The 18,523-nt window shown below is 71.4% G+C and carries 19 protein-coding genes and 1 tRNA gene; 4 read left to right on the top strand and 16 right to left on the bottom strand.

The annotated features are described in order from the left end of the window. Nucleotides 1-24: 24 nt before the first annotated feature. The 10 genes from ACFYRX_RS21830 to ACFYRX_RS21785 form a co-directional block, all read right to left on the bottom strand. Nucleotides 25-840 (bottom strand): BTAD domain-containing putative transcriptional regulator, encoded by an 816-nt coding sequence (locus tag ACFYRX_RS21830; RefSeq protein WP_389102073.1) that lies wholly within the window; start codon nt 838-840, stop codon nt 25-27. Between the two features lie 60 nt (nt 841-900). Continuing rightward, nucleotides 901-1,104 carry a hypothetical protein gene (locus ACFYRX_RS21825; protein WP_389102070.1) on the bottom strand — a complete coding sequence of 68 codons (204 nt, stop codon included), beginning with the start codon at nt 1,102-1,104 and terminating at the stop codon, nt 901-903. A 116-nt stretch (nt 1,105-1,220) separates the two neighbouring features. Then, nucleotides 1,221-1,294: transfer RNA gene (locus ACFYRX_RS21820), tRNA-Pro, on the bottom strand. Nucleotides 1,295-1,436: 142 nt separating this feature from the next. Continuing rightward, complete coding sequence (locus ACFYRX_RS21815) at nt 1,437-1,796, bottom strand: MmcQ/YjbR family DNA-binding protein (protein ID WP_389102067.1); 360 nt, start codon at nt 1,794-1,796, stop codon at nt 1,437-1,439. 30 nt (nt 1,797-1,826) lie between these two features. Continuing rightward, on the bottom strand, nt 1,827-2,360 hold the full coding sequence (locus tag ACFYRX_RS21810) for a GNAT family N-acetyltransferase (protein ID WP_389102065.1): 534 nt from the start codon (nt 2,358-2,360) through the stop codon (nt 1,827-1,829). Then, entirely contained in the window at nt 2,357-2,941 is a 585-nt protein-coding gene (locus ACFYRX_RS21805; protein WP_389102063.1) for a helix-turn-helix domain-containing protein, read from the bottom strand. Before ACFYRX_RS21805 ends, ACFYRX_RS21810 begins: the two co-directional genes overlap by 4 nt. A 55-nt stretch (nt 2,942-2,996) precedes the next feature. After that, complete coding sequence (locus tag ACFYRX_RS21800; protein ID WP_389102060.1) at nt 2,997-3,899, bottom strand: LysR substrate-binding domain-containing protein; 903 nt, start codon at nt 3,897-3,899, stop codon at nt 2,997-2,999. A 52-nt stretch (nt 3,900-3,951) separates the two neighbouring features. After that, entirely contained in the window at nt 3,952-5,145 is a 1,194-nt protein-coding gene (locus ACFYRX_RS21795; RefSeq protein ID WP_389102058.1) for a glycine C-acetyltransferase, read from the bottom strand. A gap of 14 nt (nt 5,146-5,159) precedes the next feature. After that, nucleotides 5,160-6,188: an L-threonine 3-dehydrogenase gene (gene tdh, locus ACFYRX_RS21790; protein WP_389102055.1), complete on the bottom strand. Its 1,029-nt coding sequence runs from the start codon at nt 6,186-6,188 to the stop codon at nt 5,160-5,162. Nucleotides 6,189-6,420: 232 nt separating this feature from the next. After that, complete coding sequence (locus tag ACFYRX_RS21785) at nt 6,421-7,350, bottom strand: LysR family transcriptional regulator (protein WP_389102052.1); 930 nt, start codon at nt 7,348-7,350, stop codon at nt 6,421-6,423. A gap of 118 nt (nt 7,351-7,468) precedes the next feature. On the opposite strand from ACFYRX_RS21785, the gene ACFYRX_RS21780 reads away from it, so the two are divergent. Genes ACFYRX_RS21780 through ACFYRX_RS21770 form a run of 3 tightly spaced genes read left to right on the top strand, consistent with a single transcriptional unit; the run spans nt 7,469 to nt 9,598 of the window. Next, entirely contained in the window at nt 7,469-7,756 is a 288-nt protein-coding gene (locus ACFYRX_RS21780; protein WP_389102049.1) for a muconolactone Delta-isomerase family protein, read from the top strand. Then, complete coding sequence (locus tag ACFYRX_RS21775; RefSeq protein WP_389102046.1) at nt 7,753-8,976, top strand: YbfB/YjiJ family MFS transporter; 1,224 nt, start codon at nt 7,753-7,755, stop codon at nt 8,974-8,976. Before ACFYRX_RS21780 ends, ACFYRX_RS21775 begins: the two co-directional genes overlap by 4 nt. Nucleotides 8,977-8,989: 13 nt before the next feature. Further along, nucleotides 8,990-9,598, top strand: coding sequence for a GPP34 family phosphoprotein (locus ACFYRX_RS21770; protein ID WP_389102043.1), 609 nt, complete (start codon nt 8,990-8,992; stop codon nt 9,596-9,598). Between the two features lie 151 nt (nt 9,599-9,749). Here ACFYRX_RS21770 and ACFYRX_RS21765 read toward each other — a convergent pair whose 3' ends face one another. The 6 genes from ACFYRX_RS21765 to ACFYRX_RS21740 form a co-directional block, all read right to left on the bottom strand. Next, nucleotides 9,750-10,325 carry a GAF domain-containing protein gene (locus tag ACFYRX_RS21765; protein ID WP_389102041.1) on the bottom strand — a complete coding sequence of 192 codons (576 nt, stop codon included), beginning with the start codon at nt 10,323-10,325 and terminating at the stop codon, nt 9,750-9,752. Nucleotides 10,326-10,386: 61 nt separating this feature from the next. Beyond that, on the bottom strand, nt 10,387-10,986 hold the full coding sequence (locus ACFYRX_RS21760) for an ATP/GTP-binding protein (protein WP_123994032.1): 600 nt from the start codon (nt 10,984-10,986) through the stop codon (nt 10,387-10,389). Further along, complete coding sequence (locus ACFYRX_RS21755; protein ID WP_389102038.1) at nt 10,964-11,335, bottom strand: DUF742 domain-containing protein; 372 nt, start codon at nt 11,333-11,335, stop codon at nt 10,964-10,966. The genes ACFYRX_RS21760 and ACFYRX_RS21755 overlap by 23 nt, the downstream gene beginning before the upstream one ends. Before the next feature lie 2 nt (nt 11,336-11,337). Then, nucleotides 11,338-11,772 (bottom strand): roadblock/LC7 domain-containing protein, encoded by a 435-nt coding sequence (locus tag ACFYRX_RS21750; RefSeq protein WP_328642166.1) that lies wholly within the window; start codon nt 11,770-11,772, stop codon nt 11,338-11,340. 68 nt (nt 11,773-11,840) lie between these two features. After that, nucleotides 11,841-14,525: an ATP-binding protein gene (locus ACFYRX_RS21745; RefSeq protein ID WP_389102035.1), complete on the bottom strand. Its 2,685-nt coding sequence runs from the start codon at nt 14,523-14,525 to the stop codon at nt 11,841-11,843. Nucleotides 14,526-15,970: 1,445 nt separating this feature from the next. Next, nucleotides 15,971-17,146 carry an MBL fold metallo-hydrolase gene (locus ACFYRX_RS21740; protein WP_389102032.1) on the bottom strand — a complete coding sequence of 392 codons (1,176 nt, stop codon included), beginning with the start codon at nt 17,144-17,146 and terminating at the stop codon, nt 15,971-15,973. 197 nt (nt 17,147-17,343) lie between these two features. On the opposite strand from ACFYRX_RS21740, the gene ACFYRX_RS21735 reads away from it, so the two are divergent. Continuing rightward, nucleotides 17,344-18,522 (top strand): Glu/Leu/Phe/Val dehydrogenase dimerization domain-containing protein, encoded by a 1,179-nt coding sequence (locus ACFYRX_RS21735; protein ID WP_389102030.1) that lies wholly within the window; start codon nt 17,344-17,346, stop codon nt 18,520-18,522. Nucleotide 18,523 lies beyond the last annotated feature (1 nt).

Genomic DNA, 18,523 nt, shown 5'->3' with positions numbered 1-18,523 from the left:
GCATCGAGGTACGGCGCCGGACGGTCACGAGATGGCGGTCAGGCGCTGTACCGCCATCTTCTGGCCCGCACCGTGCCGGCCCGCCAGGCCCCGCGACGGCGTGCGCCCGTGCAGCAGGGCGGTGATCTCGACACCCGGCGACACCCCCAGCTCGCGGTCCAGCAACTCGGCGTAGAGCTCCAGGCTCCGCCGCGCCTCCATCCAGTTGCCCTCGGCAAGATGCGCCTCGACCAGCGCACGCTGCGCGCTTTCGCGGAGCGGGTCGACCCCTACGGCTTGCATCGCGGCGTCCACTGCCTGGCCGAAGCACCCCGCCTCGGCAAGCTGACGGCTCTGCGCTTCGAGAGCATGCAAGAGGCGCTGCCGGACGCGTTCCCTCTCCATCAGTACCCAGTCCTCGTACCAACCAGGAAGCAGATCGAGCGCGTCCATGGTGCTGGGCGTCGCCTTGAGATCACCGGCGGTCGCCGAGCCGGTCAACAAACGGGAGGCCCAGTCCGCGACAAGTCGGACGTCGAGCAGGACGTCCTCGCGCAGGGCCAGACCATACTTGTCCACCTGCAGCAGGTCCACGCCCACTTTGTTCAGGCGCCACAGGGCGGATCGTAGGTTCCCGGCAGCACGGGCATCATCGCCGATCGGCCACAGCGCACCCGCTGCTTGCCGTCGCTCCACGCGTCCCGATCGTAGGGCGACGAAGACCAGAAGCCGCTTGCTGCCCTCCGGGATGTCCTCCCGGCGTCCGTCGAGTGTCACGAACAGCCCACCGAACAGGTGAAGTGTCGGCAGAGGTTCGTGGGACTCCTGTGCAATGAGCATCTGAACGAAGTCGGATGGCATCGCGCCCCCTCTGAAACGAAGCCGGTGGCGTGACCGTAGCGGCAGGCCGTCACCGGCATGTCACAGGCTTCCCCCCTCGCCGACGAACGCGGCGAGGAAATCCCGGATCGCATCAACAGCCGAGTCAATGTCCTCGAACGAGACCACACGCTCGGTGGAGACCTGCTCAATATCCGGGTTCCACCGCACTTTGACGAGGGTGCTGTTCCCCTGGCTCTCTATCCGTACCAGGCAGACACCGGTTCTGTTCGGGGCTTGCCGCATGACCGTCACGGTGTCACGCCCACTGTCACCGCACCGTGGACGGCCACTCCCGTCACGTGTCCCACCAACACGACCAGCGGGCCTGCCGATGTCGGCAGACCCGCTGATGAACACCGTCGGGACGACAGGATTTGAACCTGCGACCCCTTGACCCCCAGTCAAGTGCGCTACCAAGCTGCGCCACGTCCCGGTGCCTGTCTGACCTGGGGTTTTCCCCAGACCGAACGCGCAAAGAAACCATACCGCACTCGGGTCGGTGGTCGCGCACTCCTTTCCCGCCGAACCTCAGGTTTGGTCGAGGTCACACGCTCGTGCGCGGGACGCGCGGGCCGTCAGTCGCCGCCCGGCCGCCCCACTCCCGGATACGCGTCGAGCAGCCGGGGCGGGGCCGCCTGGCGCCATGAGTCGGCGAGGATGTCCCGCAGCTCCTCCTCGTCCTCGACCGCGGCAAGGCGGGCGCGCACCCACGCGAACTGTGCCTCGTGGTCGGCGATCCAGAACTTCCCCGGCTCGGCCAGCACCAGCTCGTCACGCTCTTCCTTGGGACAGCGCACGGCGATGGAGGTCTCGTCCTCGGGCAGCGTGGCGAACATCTTGCCCGCGACCCGGAACGTGGGCATGCTCCAGGCGATCTTCTCCGTCGTGTCCGGCAGGGACAGGGCGATACGGCGTACGTCTTCGGCGTCCGGCATGACAGGCACCGTATCCGTCGGGACTGACACTCACCTGGTGGGAACGGCCGCACCCAACCGCTTGTAGTACAGCGTCGTCGGCCGCAGCACCCCGGCGGGATCGGCCGCGTAGTCGGGGATGACACCGGCCCGGGTCCAGCCCGCCGAACCGTAAAGACGCTCGGCGGGGCTGTCGGTCTCGGTGTCCAGGTGGAGCAGGGTGACTCCGGCCGCTGCGGCGGCCTCTTCCGCGGCGCCGAGGAGCCGGCGCCCGAGACCCCGGCCGCGTGCGTCATGGTGCACCATCAGCTTGACCAGCTCCGCGCGGTGGCGGGAGTTGGGCTTGTCGGGGAAGGCCAGGCCGACCGTGCCGACCGTGCGACGGCCGTCGTACGCCACCAGGACGCCGAGGTGGCCCGCGGCCACCGCGCGCACGCGCTCCTGCCACCATGCGCAGGCCGCGGCACGGTCCAGGGGCGCGAGGAATCCGATGGAGGCACCGCCGTCCACGGTGTCGATCAGCAGGTCGGCCAACTCATCGGCGCAGGCGGCCAGTTGGGACTCGTTCACGCGGGTGACGATCATGGCAGCACCACCGCCAGCACGTAGCGCACCGCGTCGGGCCCCGGACACCGGAACCGCGTCGGCCCCCACACGCGCAGCCGTAGACAGTCCCCGGTGTCGAGCTGGTGACGGACGTCCTGAGCGGTGACGTCGAGCGCCCCCTCCAGCACCCAGATGTGCTGCTCGAGGCCGGGCACGGGCGGGCGGTCGTAGGCGATGTCGGCACCGGGTGCGAGGCGTCCCTCGACGAGTTCGCCGCGCAGTCCGGAGTGCGGCGGCGACACGGACCGCCGTACGAAACCGGAGGCCCGGTCCTCCCACACCGTCTGCTCGGCGGCCCGCACCAGCAGCGCCGGCTCGGCCTCGACCTCGCTGAGCAGGTGCGACATGGTCCGCCCGTACACCCCGCACAGCCGGTTCAGCAGCGAGGCGGTGGGGCTGATCTCGGCCCGCTCGGCACGGGAGAGGGTGGACCTGCTGATCCCGCTGCGTTCCGCCAACTCCCACAGGGACCAGCCGTGTTCGACCCGCAGCCCGGCGAGGCGGGCGGCCAGTCGGGCGTCGACGGTGTCCATTGCGTCGTCGGCCACATCGTGTTTCATATTCGGGAGGATATCCCAGATGCGAGATACGGCGGTGGGGATGATGCGTACCGGCTTACGCCCCCGCCGCCTCGCCCAACGCCTCCAGCACGGGCCGGATCAGCGGATGCGCCTCCGCTCCCCGCCGTACCGCCGCGAACACCCGCCGTGTGGGCGCCGGACCGTCCACCGGCCGTACGACCACTCCCGCGAGGTCCATCCCCCGTAGAGCCGATCGCGGCACCAACGCCACCCCGGCGCCCGCCGACGCCAGTGCCACCACCGCGCGGAAGTCGTCCGAGGAATGCTCCAGACGTGGCTGGAAACCGGCGTTCTCGCAGGCCAGGACCACGACGTCATGGCAGGGATTGCCCGGGTAGGGGCCGATCCACGGGTCCTTGGCGAGCTCTGCCAGCGGCACCTCACCACCGTCGGCCAGCCGGTGGCTCACCGGTACGACCGCGTCGAAGGGCTCGGCGTACAGGGGCACGTGTGCCAGACGGGGGTCGTCGGCGGGCGGAGCTCCCCGGTACTCGACCGCGACCGCCACGTCGACCTGCCGGTCGAGGACCATGGGCAGGCTGGCGTCGCCCTCGGCATCCTGGACGCGGATGTGGATGCCGGGCGCGGTCGAGGCGAGGCGGGCCACCGCGGGCGCCACGACCAGGGCGATCCCGGTCGCGAAGGACGCGACGGTGACCGTCCCGGCCTCGCCCGATCCATAGGCTGCGAGCTCGGCCTCCGCCCGCTCCAGCTGGGCGAGGACCGCGTTGGTGTGGCCGAGCAGGATCTCGCCGGCCGGCGTCAGCCGTACGCCCTTCGCGCCGCGCTCGACGAGGCGGTGGCCCGTCTCCTGCTCCAGCGCCGTCAGCTGCTGGGAGACCGCCGAGGGCGTGAGGTACAGCGCGGCGGCCGCCGCCGTGACCGTGCGGTGGTCGGCCACCGCACGAAGGATGTGGAGCCGCCGCGCTTCGATCATGGGACCGATTATCTCAATATGTCCGAGCCCGCCGGCAGGTCGGCCCGTCCGGTCAGCCCTTCATCTCCGCCCGCGCCGCCACGAAGGCGTCGACCGCGCGGTTCACGTCGTCCGTGGAGTGCGCGGCCGAGAGCTGCACGCGGATCCGGGCCTGTCCCTGGGGCACCACCGGATACGAGAAGCCGATCACGTACACCCCGCGCTCCAGCAGCAGCTCCGCTAGCCGGCCCGCCTCGGAGGCGTCTCCGATCATGACGGGCGCGATGGCGTGATCGCCGGGCAGCACGTCGAAGCCCTCTTCGGCCATACGGCGACGGAACAGGCCGGTGTTCTCCCGCAACCGGATGCGCAGATCGTCCGCCGACTCCAGCAGGTCGAGCACCTTGAGGGAGGCCGCGGCGATCACCGGGGCGAGCGTGTTCGAGAAGAGGTACGGCCGTGAGCGCTGGCGCAGAAGCGCGACGATCTCGGCGCGGGCCGCGACGTAACCGCCGGAGGCACCGCCGAGCGCCTTGCCGAGGGTGCCGGTGATGATGTCGACACGGTCCATGACGCCGTGCAGCTCGGGGGTGCCCCGGCCGCCGGGGCCGACGAAGCCGACCGCATGGGAGTCGTCGACCATGACCATGGCGTCGTAGCGGTCCGCCAGGTCGCAGATCTCGGCGAGGGGGGCCACATAGCCGTCCATCGAGAACACGCCGTCGGTGACGACGAGACGTCGGCGGGCGTCCGAAGCGTCCTTCAACTGCCTTTCCAGGTCGGCCAGATCACGGTTGGCGTACCGGAAGCGGCGGGCCTTGGACAGCCGGATGCCGTCGATGATCGACGCGTGGTTGAGGGCGTCGGAGATCACCGCGTCCTCGGGGCCCAACAGGGTTTCGAAGACACCGCCGTTGGCGTCGAAGCAGGAGGAGTACAGGATCGTGTCCTCCTGGCCGAGAAAGGTGGCGAGCCGCGACTCCAGCTCCTTGTGCACCTCCTGGGTGCCGCAGATGAAGCGGACCGAGGCCATGCCGTAGCCCCAGCGGTCCAGTGCCTGGTGTGCGGCGGCGATGACCTCGGGGTGGTCGGCGAGGCCGAGGTAGTTGTTGGCGCAGAAGTTGAGGACCTCGCCGGCGCGGCCGCCCGCGGAGACGTTCACGGCCCTGGACTGCGGGGTGTCGATCACCCGCTCGGGCTTGTGCAGGCCGGCGGCGCGGATCTCGTCGAGGGTGGCGCGCAGGTCGTCGCGCACGGAGTCGAACATCGTCAGTCCCTTGGTCAGTTGGTCCAGTCGAGGATGACCTTGCCGCCGCGGCCGCTCGCCGCGTCGGCGAACGCCGCCTCGAAGTCGCGGTGGTCGTAGCGTCCCGTGATCACGGGGGCGAGGTCGAGGCCGCCCTCCAGGAGGACCGACATGGCGTACCAGGTCTCGAACATCTCCCGGCCGTAGATGCCCTTGACGGTGATCATCGAGGTGACGATCCGGGCCCAGTCGACGGGGAACTCCTCGGAGGGCAGACCGAGCATCGCGATGCGGCCGCCGTGCGTCATGTTGGCGATCATGTCGCGCATGGCCTCGGGCCGCCCGGACATCTCCAGACCGATGTCGAAGCCTTCACGCAGCCCCAACTCCCGTTGCCCCTCGGCGACCTGATTCTCCGACACATTCAGCGCGAGACTCACACCGACCTTGCGGGCCAGTTCCAGGCGCTCCTCGCTGACGTCGGTGATCACGACGTTGCGAGCACCCGCGTGGCGTGCGACGGCCGCCGCCATCAGGCCGATCGGTCCCGCGCCGGTGATCAGCACGTCCTCCCCGACCAGCGGGAAGGACAGCGCGGTGTGCACGGCGTTGCCGAACGGGTCGAAGATCGCGGCCACGTCGAGTTCCACGGGAACCCGGTGCACCCACACATTGGCGGCGGGCAGCGCGACGTACTCCGCGAAGGCCCCGTCCCGGCCGACGCCCAGCCCGACCGTGGCCCGGCACAGGTGCCGTCGCCCGGCGAGACAGTTGCGGCACTTTCCGCAGACGAGGTGCCCCTCGCCGCTGACCCGGTCGCCGATCCCGATCTCCGTGACATCGCGCCCGGTCCCGACGACCTCGCCGACGAACTCGTGCCCGAGGACGAGCGGGGTGCTGATCGTCCGCCGCGCCCAGCCGTCCCACGACCGGATGTGCAGATCGGTGCCGCAGATGCCGGTACGCAGCACCCTGATCAGTACGTCACCGGGTCCGACGGCCGGCTCCGGGACGTCCGTGAGCCACAGTCCGGGCTCCGCCTTCTCCTTGACCAGCGCCTTCACGGACGGCTCCTGTGGGTGCGATCCCGGGCCGCGGGCATGCCGAAGACAGCCCGCGGCCGGGTGAGGGGTGGAATCGCTCAGCAATCTGCCGTACGACACCCTCCGCGGTCCATCGAGGATTTCTTAAGCGCCGCCATAGCTGGGCTTCACACGCGGCGGGCGGGGGTGTCGGTATGTCCCGAGCGGGATGCGGTGGGGTGCTGACGGGTGAGCGCGGCGCAGTCGGGCGGGATCAGTCCGACCGGGCGTAGGGGTCGTCCTCGGGCAGCCAGGCGTCCGGGGCGTGGATCCCCAGGTCGCCCACACCGTCGCGGAGGGCGTCGACGACCGCCAGGACCCCGGGACGGTTCTCGCTCTCACGGAGGACCAGGGACCACGTCCAGTGGATCGTCGGGGCGACGACCTCGCGGCGGACCAGGTCGGGCGGAAGCGAAGTGGTCTGCCCCTTGGGGCAGTTGAGGATCGGCCGGCGGCTGCGGCGGACGTGGTCGAAGAAGGCGGGGCCGGTGACCCCGCCGTCGGAGATCTGCACGGCACGGGATCCGGTGATCCGCGCCAGTTCCTCGGCGTACACGTTCCAGGATGCCCAGGCGGTGACGTCGTCGTCGATCAGGACGTCGGTGTCGCGGGCCAGGACGTCACCGGTGTCGACGCCCTTGGCGACGGCGTAGAGCCGGTCGGCGCCGATGAGTTCGGCCCGCAGTCCGAGCCGCTCCAGATCCTCGGTCCGCACCCAGCACACGGCCAGGTCCAGGCTGCCGTCGGCGACCCGGGCGGCCTGGGTGTGCGAGGGCGCGACCCAGGCGTCGACATGCACCTGCGCCACCGCCGCCGTACGCGAAGTCAGGTCCGGTGGCAGCCAGTTGACGTATCCGACGCGTACCGCCTGCGACCCCGACAGCCGGCTCGCGCGCAGCCGCAGATCGTCGGCGCGCTCCAGCAGCGCGCGGGTGTGCGGGAGCAGGGCGGCTCCGGCCGGGGTGAGGGAGACCGAGCGCCGGTCACGGTCGAACAGCCGCACTCCCAGGTCGCGTTCGAGCGCCTTGATCTGCTGGGAGAGCGAGGGGCCCGCGATCAGCAGCCGATCGGCGGCCCGGCCGAAGTTCAGCTCCTCGGCGACCGCGACGAAGTACCGCAGCTGGCGCAGCTCCACGTCCGCCATGCTACGTGGGCTGGGAGGCCGCGCCTATCAGCAGCGAGGCAGCCGGTCGTGGCATCGGTGCTGATGACAGGTCCAGGATGAGGGCATCAGCGGATGCGCTGTCCGAGTGGAGGACATCATGCGGGAGTTCCTGGTCGAGATCACCACCACCGTCCCCGAGGACACCGGACAGGACGAGGTCGACCGCCGTCGTGCAGCCGAATCCGTCCGCGCCGCGGAGCTGGCCTCCGAGGGGCACCTGGCCCGTCTGTGGCGCCCGGTCGGCGAGCTGCGCAGCATCGGCCTGTGGCGGGCCGCGGACGAGGAGGAGCTCCAGGAGAAGGTGCTCGGCACGCTGCCGCTGCGCCCGTGGATGACCCTCAAGGTCACCCCGCTCCAGTCGCACCCCAACGATCCCGCCCGATGAGCACGGCGTCGCCGTGGATGCACGTGGCCCGGGCCGCCGTCGCGCTCGCCGCGGGTATGGGCGTCGGCCGCTTCGTCTACACCCCGATCCTGCCCCTGATGCAGACCCACGCCGGACTGTCCGCCGCCGCCGGGGCGGATCTGGCCACCGCCAACTACGTCGGCTACCTCCTCGGAGCGCTCGCGGGCATCCTCGTCCCGGCCCTGGTCCGCTCGCGCACCGTCCTGCGCGGTTCGCTGATCGTGCTCACCGCGACCCTCGCGGGGATGCCCCTCACCCACAGCACGACGGTGTGGGCCGTCCTGCGGCTGGTGGCCGGCGTGGCCAGTGCCCTGGTCTTCGTCGTGGCGGCCGGTTCACTCCTGCAGCATCTGCGAACTCACCCTCCGCATCTGGCCGGTTGGGCCTTCGGGGGCGTGGGCGCCGGGATCGCGCTGTCAGGTCTGCTGGTCCTCGCTCTGCGTACGGCGGCCGACTGGCGGGCCGCGTGGTGGGCGTCGGCGGCGCTGGCCGCGGTGCTCACCGCCGGCGCGTGGACGCTACGGCCGCAGGAGGCGACCTCCGGTCCTGACCCAGAGGTCGGAAAGCGCGCACAGCGCTGGTTCTGGGCGCTGTTCGTCGGCTACACGCTGGAGGGCGCCGGATACATCGTCGCCGGGACCTTCCTGGTCGCCGCGATCGGTCAGAACTCCCCCGGCCGGGTCGGCGGCGCCGCGTGGGTGCTCGTGGGACTGGCCGCCGTACCGTCGACGGCGTTGTGGGCCAGACTGGCGCACCGCTGGTCGCGCCCCGGTCTGCTGGTGGCGGCCCTGCTGATCCAGGCGGCGGGCATCGCCCTGCCCGCCCTGGTCGGCGGCACAGCTGCCGCGTCGGCCTCCGCCGTGCTGTTCGGCGGCACCTTCCTCGGCATCTGCACCCTCGCCCTGGCCACCGGCGCCCAACTGCGCTTCCCGCGTTCCGTCGCGGTACTGACCGCCGGGTACTCCGTCGGCCAGATCCTCGGCCCGCCCGCCGTCGCACCGCTGCTTCACGACGGCTACCGGTCGGCGCTGCTCCTGGCCGCCCTCGTGGTGCTCGCCTCGGCCGCGGCGGCCGTCGTTCTCCGGATCGGATTCCCTCATCGCATGGTCATCGTGGATGGTTCACGGAGAGAATCGACCGAGGACGCCAGGTCCGGGTACTCCGCTCCCGGCGCCCTCGCCCCGCACTCGGCCGACTGACGTGGAGCCGCACATGACCACCTCGAGGGACCTCGCGATCGTCGCTCTGGACGTGCCGCCCGACCGCGCCCTGGAGCAGGGCGATCTGTCGCTCGCGCTCGCGGGGGCCGAGGTGATCGACCTCGTCGGGGCCGATGCGCTCGCCCTGGACGGCGACCGCATCGTGCCGGGCTCGCAGAGGGCCACGGGAGACCGGCTGCTGGACGCGGCCGCCGCGTCCCTCGTCCGGCAGGAGCCCTACGAGACGGTCGAGGACTGGCTGTGGCGCCGGGGCCGCGATCTCTTCGCCGCCTACGTCGACGATCTCGAGAGGGTCGGACTGGTCACCCGCGAGCGCGGCCGCCGGTTCCCGCTCCGGACCGGGCGGACGGTGCCGGTCGACTCACCCGCCCGCAGCAGCGCCGAACAACGCCGGACGTCGGGCGAGCCCGTCCTCGCCGCCCTGGCCGCCGCCGCCGGCATCGACGACAAGGGCCCGGAGTTCAGCGAGGACCTCATCGGCGAGGTGATCACGACCGTGCTGGCCGCCGTCGGCGACGCGGTGATGGAACTGGAGGCGGTACGGCAGCGACGGGCGATCGAGAGCGCCGCGTTCGACAACGTCTGGCGGGGAGGCGTGTGACGCGGGGGGCCTGCGGCGCGCGGACGTAGCGGGCCGAGGCGGGATGCGGCGCAGGGGCGCGGGCGCGCCAGGCGGCCCATGCACTCGGGCGTGACCAGCGGCAGATACATGTGCGCGTAGCCGCAGGCGGGCCGCGTGGCGAACGTGACGTTCACAGCGGAAGCCCGTCGGCCTCCCCCCGCTCCAGCCGGGCCACGAGTTCCGCGGCCGACGACTTGATGGTCTCGAGGCCGGGTTTTCCCCAGGTACGCGGCTCCACGTCCGCCACGCACACGGTGCCCAGCACCATCCCCGTGGAGTCGATGAGCGGTGCGCCCAGATAGGAACGGATCCCGAACTCGTCGACGACGGGGTTGCCCGCGAACCGTGGGTAGTCACGGACGTCCTCCAGAGCCAGCGCCTTGCGACGGACCACCACATGGGGGCAGAACCCATGGTCGCGCTCCATGTACCGGCCCACTTCCGGCTTGGGCTCGCCGCTGTCGGCCGGAGGCCTCGCCGCGGGGATCCGCAGACCGGCGAAGAACTGGCGGTTCTCACCGATGAAGTTGACCATCGCGTACGGCGCCCCCGCCCGTACGGCAAGCCGCTCGGCGAAGGCGTCCAGCGCGGGCTCCGGATGTTCACCCAGGCCCAGCAGACGCAGCCGTCGCGCCCGGTCGGGGGCCTCCTTGTCCTCCGGGGTGAGCAGCAGACGACCGGCCGGGCGCGGTGGGTCGTAGCTCATGGGCGGATTCCGTCGCTGTGGACGTTGGTCATATGCGGCTCCGTGGCGGTGTGTGCGGGGGTCACATGTGGGCGCCATGGCTCGGCGCGGGCGCCGGGCTGTGGGCGATGAGATGTCGTACGAGGGTGAGCAGGGTCTGCACTCCGGAACTGGAGATCCGGGCGTCGCAACGCACGATGGGGATCTCCGGTGGAAGGTCGATCGCGGCACGTACTTCCTCCGGGTCGTAGCGGTACCCCCCGTCGAACTCGTTGATCGCGACGATGAACCCCAGGCCGCGTTGCTCGAAGAAGTCCACCGCCGCGAAACAGTCCTCCAGTCGGCGGGTGTCGGCGAGGATCACCGCGCCGAGCGCGCCCTCGGAGAGCTCGTCCCACATGAACCAGAACCGTTCCTGTCCGGGTGTGCCGAACAGGTACAGGACGTGTTCCGGGTCGAGGGTGATGCGCCCGAAGTCCATGGCCACCGTCGTCTCGACCTTGTTCTCGATACCGTCGAGACTGTCGGTCGCGGCGCTGACCGTGGTGAGCAGTTCCTCCGTGCTGAGGGGGGCGATCTCGCTGACCGCTCCCACGAAGGTCGTCTTGCCGACTCCGAACCCGCCCGCCACAAGGATCTTGAGTGCGGTGGGGAACGGGTCAGAGTTGTCGTCGTAGTCCATCGAGCACTGCCTCCAGAAGAGCCCGGTCAGTCGGGTTGTGGGTGAACTCGGGGGGCTTGGTGGTGAGCGCCCCGCAGTCCACCAGGTCGGACAGCAGCACCTTGGTGACCACCGCCGGCAGCTTCAGATGGGCGGCGAGTTCGGCGACCGAGACGGGCGCGCGGCACAGGTCGAGGGCCTGCGCGTGCTCGGGGCCGAGGTAGCCGAGGGGGGTGGCACCGGTGGCCATCACGTGCGACAGGAGGTCGAGCGCGATGGTGGGCCGGGTGCGGCCGTTGCTGACCGTGAAGGGCCGCACCAGCCGTCCGGCCGCGTCGTCGAGCCAGGGCCCGTCGCCGGCCGCCGCCACGCTCAAGGCCTCATCGCCGGGGATTCGACGGCGTGCTGCCGGGGCGCGGTCACCAGGTAGGGGCGGACGCTCTTGACGAGCATCGCCATCTCGTAGCCGAGCACCGCCGCGTCGGCCTCGCGGCCTGCGAGTACGGCGAGACAGGTGCCGGATCCCGCGGTGGTCACGAACAGCAGCGTCGAGTCGAGTTCGACGACGACCTGGCGTACGTCTCCGCCGTCGCCGAAGCGGACGCCCGCGCTGCGGCCGAGGGAGTAGAGGCCGGCGGCCAGGGCCGCCATGTGGTCGGCGCTGTCCGCATCGAGGCCGTGGACCGACTTCACGAGCCCGTCGCAGGACAGGAGGACCGCGCTGCTGGTGTGCGGGACGCGCTGCACGAGGCCGCTCATCAGCCAGTCGAGGTCGGATACATGGCCGGTCGGCGCTTCGCTCGCCATGGTGGATCGACTCCTTGAGGTACGAAGGTCTGCGGGAGCGCTGGGGGGTGGGCTGTACACGGGGGTGGTCATCCGGCGGGTGCGCTCCCGTCGTGCCGGGGGGCGGTGCGATCGAGATCGGGGCTGTGCACGTCGGATATGTGGGGCTGCTCCATGGGGGTTGCATCTATAGCGGCCGACTCGGTCGTGGGTACGGCCTCTGTGTGGCCGGCGTCGAGGTCGAAGTCGAAGGAGGCGGAGGGTTCCGGGGAGGGGGCTCGGCGGGACTCCAGCGGGCCGATTGGGAGGGGGCCGGTGTCTGTCCGGCCCGTGCTCAAACCGGCTCCCGTGCCCAACCCCGCTCCCGTCCCCGTTCCCGTGTGGTCGGCATCCGTGCCGGTCGCACCTGTGTGCTCCACACCGAACGTCCCACGGCCGGTGTGGGACGACCTCATCTGGGTGGAGCCCAGGTCGGTGAGGTCCATGGGGGCGGACTCCATGTGGCCCGACGCCGTAGGTGATGGCCCCATGTAATCGGCCGTCGCGTGCGACGGGTCCATGTAGTCAGCCGCCGTGTAGTCGGACGCCATGTAGTCGGGCGCCATGGGTGAGGGGCCCATGTGGTCGGCATCTGTAAGGGGCGGCACGCCCCAGGGCGGCGCCACGGCCGTGACCGGTTCGCCGGAGGTCGGCTCCAGATGCTGCTGTGTCTCGGCGAGGCTGATGCCACGCTGGAAGGCCGCCATCAGCCCCGGGTCGTGGCCTGCCAGGTAGTCGGTGTCCTGGCGCGGCGCGGGCCCACCGCGCAACTGGGGCGCGATGTGCTCCTGGGCACGTCGGCGGGGCAGTTGGGGCTTGCCCATGGTGCCGCGCACGGTCCCGGTACGCGGAGTGGGCGGCCTGGCCCCGTGCTGCGCGACCAGCCGCCGGTCGGCGGGCCTGATCCCGGGCGCCGCCTCGGCGGGATTGGGCCGCTCCGCGCGGGCCCCGCGAACGGGCAACGGCAAGGGCCGCCCGGAACGCGCCTCGCTGCCGTCGGGCGTGGCCTCACCGCCACCCGTCGCCTTCGCACCGCCTTGCGAGAAGGATCCGCTGCCGCTCGGCAGAGAATCACTGCCGCCGGACCCGCGCCCACCACCACGTGGCCCGACCGCTCCACCGTCCAGCCGGGCCCCGTCACCACCCGACACGGGCCCGTCGCCGTTCGCCGACCCGCCGACACCACCGGGCCCACGCCCACCGGCGACCGGCGACCGGCCACCACCGCCAGGCGAACTGCCACTCCCGCTCCGTGCGGGGCCGCTGCCGTTGGACACCGTCCCCGGCCTGTTCGCCGGGGCCCTGTCACCCTGCGGCAGCGCTCCACCGCCCTGCGCCGTCGGAGCCGCAGCGCCGTTGAGGTTCGACCCCGCGCCCCGGGACTCCCGCCGCTGCGGATCGGCCCCGGGACGCGGTTCCGCCGGCGCCCCCCGGTGCCGTGCCTCATGGCCGGGCCCCGGCAGGCCCGGACCCGGTGGGGACACGGCCGTCCCCGTAGCTTCGGGCGGCTGCGCTCCGACCGCCCCGGGCGCCGATCCCAGCAACGCCTGCGGCACCACGAGGACCGCCTGCACACCGCCGTAGATGTTGGTCTGGAGCCGGACATGGATGCCGTGCCGCTTGGCGAGCTGGGAGACCACGAACAGTCCGATGCGGCCGTCCGCCAGCAGGCTGGCGACGTTGACCTGATCCGGGTCCGTCAACAGCGTGTTCATCCGGTGCTGTTCACCGACGGGCATGCCGAGTCCGCGGTCCTCGACCTCGACGGCGAGCCCCGAGGTCACGAGGTTGGCGCGCAGCAGGACCTGGGTGTGCGGCGCCGAGAACACCGTGGCGTTCTCGACGAGTTCGGCCAGCAGATGGATGACGTCGGCGACGGCGTGTCCGCGCAGGGTGCCGTCGATCGGCGGCACCAGTTTGACCCGTGAGTACTGCTCGACCTCGGCGATGGCGGAGCGCAGCACCTCCGTCATGGAGACGGGGTTGCTCCACTGCCGCCGCGAGACGGCACCGCCGAGGACGGCGAGGTTCTCGGCGTGGCGGCGGATCCGGGTGGCGAGGTGGTCGACGTGGAAGAGCCCCTTGAGCAGGTCGGGGTCCTCGATCTCGTTCTCCAGCTCGTCGAGGATGGAGATCTCCCGGTGCACGAGCGACTGAAGCCGCCGCGCGAGGTTGACGAAGACCTCCAGTTTCTGTTCGCTGCCGGCCTGGCTGGAGAGCTGGGCGGCCTGGACTACGGCGGTGACTGCGCCGTCGTGGGCGCGGGCCAGGTCGGCGGAGAGCAGTTCGAAGTCGTCGGCGTCGTCGGAGGGACCGCTGCGCGGGTTGCGCCCCGGCGGGACCTCTCCTCGGCGCAGCCCCTCGACGAGGGCCCGCAGTTCGACCTCGCGGCGCGCGCTGTTGCGGCGCAGTGCGCCGACGCGGTCGCTCACCGTCTTCGCTGCGCGGTCGGCCGCCACGGCGGCGATCAGGATGCCCGCGAGTGCCACCGAGACCGCGCCGGCCAGGACACCCCACAGGATGAGGCCGGGCTGTGCCCCGGTGGAGCGGACGGTGAACAGGACGGCCGCGCAGCCGCTGAGGGCGACCGCGATCGGCGGGAGCACGGCCAGGCGCAGCAGTTGCGGCCGTATGTGCGTCTCGGGCAGCGAGGCGGCGGGGCGGGCGACCGGCCGCCCGTGCCGTCCGCCCTCACGGCGGTCTGCGCGTGCGGCCGGTGCACGGAGGTGAGACATCGGTGTCCTTGTACTGGTCCGTCGGTCCTGATGGCCAAAGGGGCCCGGGCTGGCCCGCCCCGCCCGGTGTGCTCCGGCACCGGCTCCCGCAGGCTGTCGGTTGCGTCCGCGCCGGGCGGGCTCCGGCGCGGTGTGTTCGTCGGTCACCGGCGCCCTCGGGTTCCCGGCCGCGGTCGGGCGGGGAAACCCCATCGCGTCGACTCCCTCCTCCGGGTCGCGGCTTCACGCCCTGGGCATGGGCATGGGTATGCGTCGTTGCGGTGCCGGTCGGGAGAACCGAAATCTTCGGCCCTCTGTTGCCCGGTGGACACTCACAGTAGTCGTCAACGCATCATGTGCGATGGGCAGTTGACAAAGTCCTCCGCGGCGCTTCCCACTCTGGTATGAGGCCTCGCACGACAGACCGACAAGCCGACCGAGCAGGCACACTCGAAGGAGTGAATACCGATCAGGCCTGCTCAGAAGCGGTCACGAACAGGCGGCGAGGGTCCAGGGCGTCCGCACGTACCCGTCGCCGCGCCGACCGCCTTCACACCTACGGCAGGCCCACGACCGCCCCTCCGAGCGTTGGCCCGAGCCTTCCTGAACGTCACTGAGCGTGTCGGTTCCCCTCAGTCACCGAGCCACGCCGTGAACGCCCCGTTCCGCCGCGGCCGCGGTCCACACCTGCTCGTCCACCCAGCCATGCGCGGCCGGCCCGTCATCCGACCAAGTCGCGACCTCGGCCCGCCGATGGGCGCCGATCCGACAGTCGTAGCCGCAAGGACCTGTGGAACGCAGCGCCTCATCCGCCCCTACCCCAGGTAGGGCGCCCCTGGTAGACCCACTTCTCACTCACCTCACTCACCCGTAACTCCCGGGCGCTGCACGGGACTTCCACGCCCCCCTCGAAGAGGCCGACGGCCCGCATCCGTACCGCTTCCCGGCGCCTGCGCTGCTCCGGGGTCAGCCGGCCACCGTCCGGATACCGCATATCCGCGGCGTACCAGTCCGGAAAGACCGCGTCACCGGTCCCGACACGGGCCGAAGTCAGTAGGTGCCCAGCTGTTCGCAACGGCTGGTGAAAAATGATCGCCCTGGGTGGACCGCCGCACATCGGGCTGTCTCACGAGCGACCACCCAAGACAGCGACAGCGGCGATGGGCGGGCGGCGCCCGGCCCAACCCCAGAAACCCCCACCCGGCTCCACCTGGACATCCAGGGCCTTGGCGGTGTGCGCGTGGCGGGCGCGCATGCGCTGTTCGGTGTCCGGGTCAGGGTCAGGGGCAGGGGCAGGGGCAGGCGAGGACATCGGTGATCTTCCGCAACTGGCCGGCGGTCAGGGAGCGGTGGGCGACCGCGACGGCCGCCCCCTTCCGGTGTCAGCCTTGGACGGACGGTCATGCAACGCGGGCCGGGTCAGGGGGAATCAACACCCACCGCCCGGCCCGCGTCCAGGAACAACTTCAGTGCTCGACCACGGACTCCGGCTCCGCCGCGACCGTCGGCAGGGCGGTCCATCCGCCCGCCGGCACCTTCGCCACGCCGCGCCACCAGGGATCGGCCGCCGGCACCGCCCCCGGCTCGAACGGCTCCCCCGGCCGGGGCGTGGCCATGGCGACCCCGGCCTTGTGGGACAGCAACATCGTCTGCTCCGCGGGCTCGACCCAGGGATGCTGCGCGAGGTTGAACGTCCCCCAGTGGATCGGCAACAGCACGCCCTGCGCCGCGTCCCCGCCCTGAAGATCCAGGTGAGACTGAAGGGCCTCTTCGGGCGTCATGTGGATGTCCGGCCAGAACTCGGAGTAGGCGCCGAGCTGGATCATCGTGGCGTCGAAGGGCCCGAAGGCTGCACCGATCTCCTTGAACCCGTCGAAATACCCGGTGTCACCGCTGTGATACACCCTGTGCTCCCCGCTGGAGACGACCCAGGACGCCCACAGGGTGTGCTGGGTGTTCCGCAGGCCCCGGCCACAGAAGTGCCGGGCCGGCGTGGCGGTGAGCGTGAGCCCGGCGACCTGGGTCGACTCGTGCCAGTCCAGCTCACGCACCCTGTCCGCGGGGACGCCCCAGTGCTCGAGATGGGCTCCCACTCCGAGCGGCACGACGAAGACGGTGTCCGTCCCGGCCAGCTCCTTGATCGAGGGCATGTCCAGATGGTCGTAGTGATCGTGGGAGATGACGACCGCGTCGACCGGCCCGAGCGCGGCCAGCGGCAGCGGCACGGGGTGCAGCCGCTGGGGCCCGGCGAAGGGGAACGGGGAGCACCTCTCACCCCATACCGGATCGAACAGCACCCGGCGCCCGTCGATCTCGGCGAGCACGCTGGCGTGTCCCATCCAGGTCAGGCGCAGCCCGGTGGCGGGCGGCCTGGAGAGGTCGGCGAGCGTGGTGGCGTGCACCGGGATCCGGCCTTCCGGGGCCCGGCGGGACCGGCTGTCGCGATCGAAGAAGGCCTTGGCGAACTCCCGCAACCCGTCGGGGCGGATCCGCACGGAGGTTCCGCCGGGGTTCTGGAAGACACCGTCTTTGAAGTGGGGGGATCTGCGGATACGCGCCATGCGCTCACCGCTCGGATCCGCGCCGAAGGCCGCGGGCTGCACCGCGCGGAGCCCGGAGCTCAGGGAACGGAAACCGGTCACGGTACCTCCAGATGGAATTGCTGAGGAATCCATTATGGTCCGCCCCTCCGACAATGCCGGGGTCTGTCCGGTCACACGGATCCACGCGGGTCCACACCGGTAAGGACGCCGCCGGAGCGGATCACGTTGACAGGGCGCACTCCGATGCCAATACTGACTCCCCGTTCAGTAGCCGCCCGTCCACCCCCGGAGTCCGCGTGACCACCCCCTTGCTGTCGCTCACCTGGACCGACCACGTCTCCGGGCACCAGGGCTTCCTGGTCGTCGACCGGCTGGTGCGGGGCGTCGCCAGCGGCGGCCTGCGGATGCGCCCGGGCTGCACCCTGGAGGAGGTCACCGGGCTCGCCCACGGCATGACCATGAAGGAGGCGCTGCACTACGACCCGGCGGCCCGGTACGTCCCGCTGGGCGGCGCGAAGGGCGGCATCGACTGCGACCCCCGGGCCCCGGAGGCGTACGGCGTGCTCGTGCGCTACCTGCGCGCCGTGCGGCCGTACGTCGAGAGCTTCTGGACGACCGGCGAGGACCTCGGTCTCAGCCAGGACCTGGTGGACCGGGCGGTTGCGGAGGCCGGTCTCGTCTCCTCGATCCAGGCGGTCTACCCACTGCTCGACGACGAGGCCGCGGCCCGGCAGCGGCTCGCGGACGCGTTCGCCGTGGACGTGGACGGCATCGGGCTGGACGAACTGGCGGGCGGCTGCGGGGTGGCCGAGTCCCTGCTCGCGGCTCTGGACCGGGCCGCGGTGCCGTACGCGGGCACGCGCGTGGCCGTGCAGGGTCTCGGCACCATGGGCGGGGCCACGGCCCGCTTCCTCAGCCGCGCGGGGCTCACCGTGGTGGCCGTCGCCGACATCAAGGGCACGGTCTTCAACCCGGTGGGGCTAGACGTCGAGACGCTGCTCGCCGCAAGGGATCCCTACGGCACGGTGGACCGCGCCGTCCTGCGTCCCGCCGACCGCGAACTGCCCGGCGACGCCTGGCTGACGCTCGACGCGGAGGTACTGGTCCCCGCGGCGGTCTCGTACACGATCGACTCCGCCAACCAGGCGCGGATCCGGGCCCGTTGGATCGTCGAGGCGGCCAACATGCCGGTCCTGCCCGCGGCGGAGACGCTGCTGGCCGCGCGCGGGGTCACCGTACTGCCGGACGTGGTCGTCAACTCCGGGACGAACGCCTGGTGGTGGTGGACCCTGTTCGGTGACATCGGCGCGGACGCGGACGAGGCCTTCGCGCACATACGGCGTTCCATGCGTGCCCTCGTCGAGCAGGTGCTGGCCCGCGCGGAGGCGGACGGCACCTCACCGCGCGCCGCGGCCCACGCGCTGGTCGCGGACCGGCTGCCGGTGATCGCGGAACGGTTCGGCCGCTACCGCTGAC

Origin of the sequence: Streptomyces sp. NPDC005374, assembly GCF_042872225.1 — a bacterium.
Classification (GTDB): Bacteria; Actinomycetota; Actinomycetes; order Streptomycetales; family Streptomycetaceae; genus Streptomyces.
This window is presented reverse-complemented; position numbering and strand designations above follow the sequence as displayed.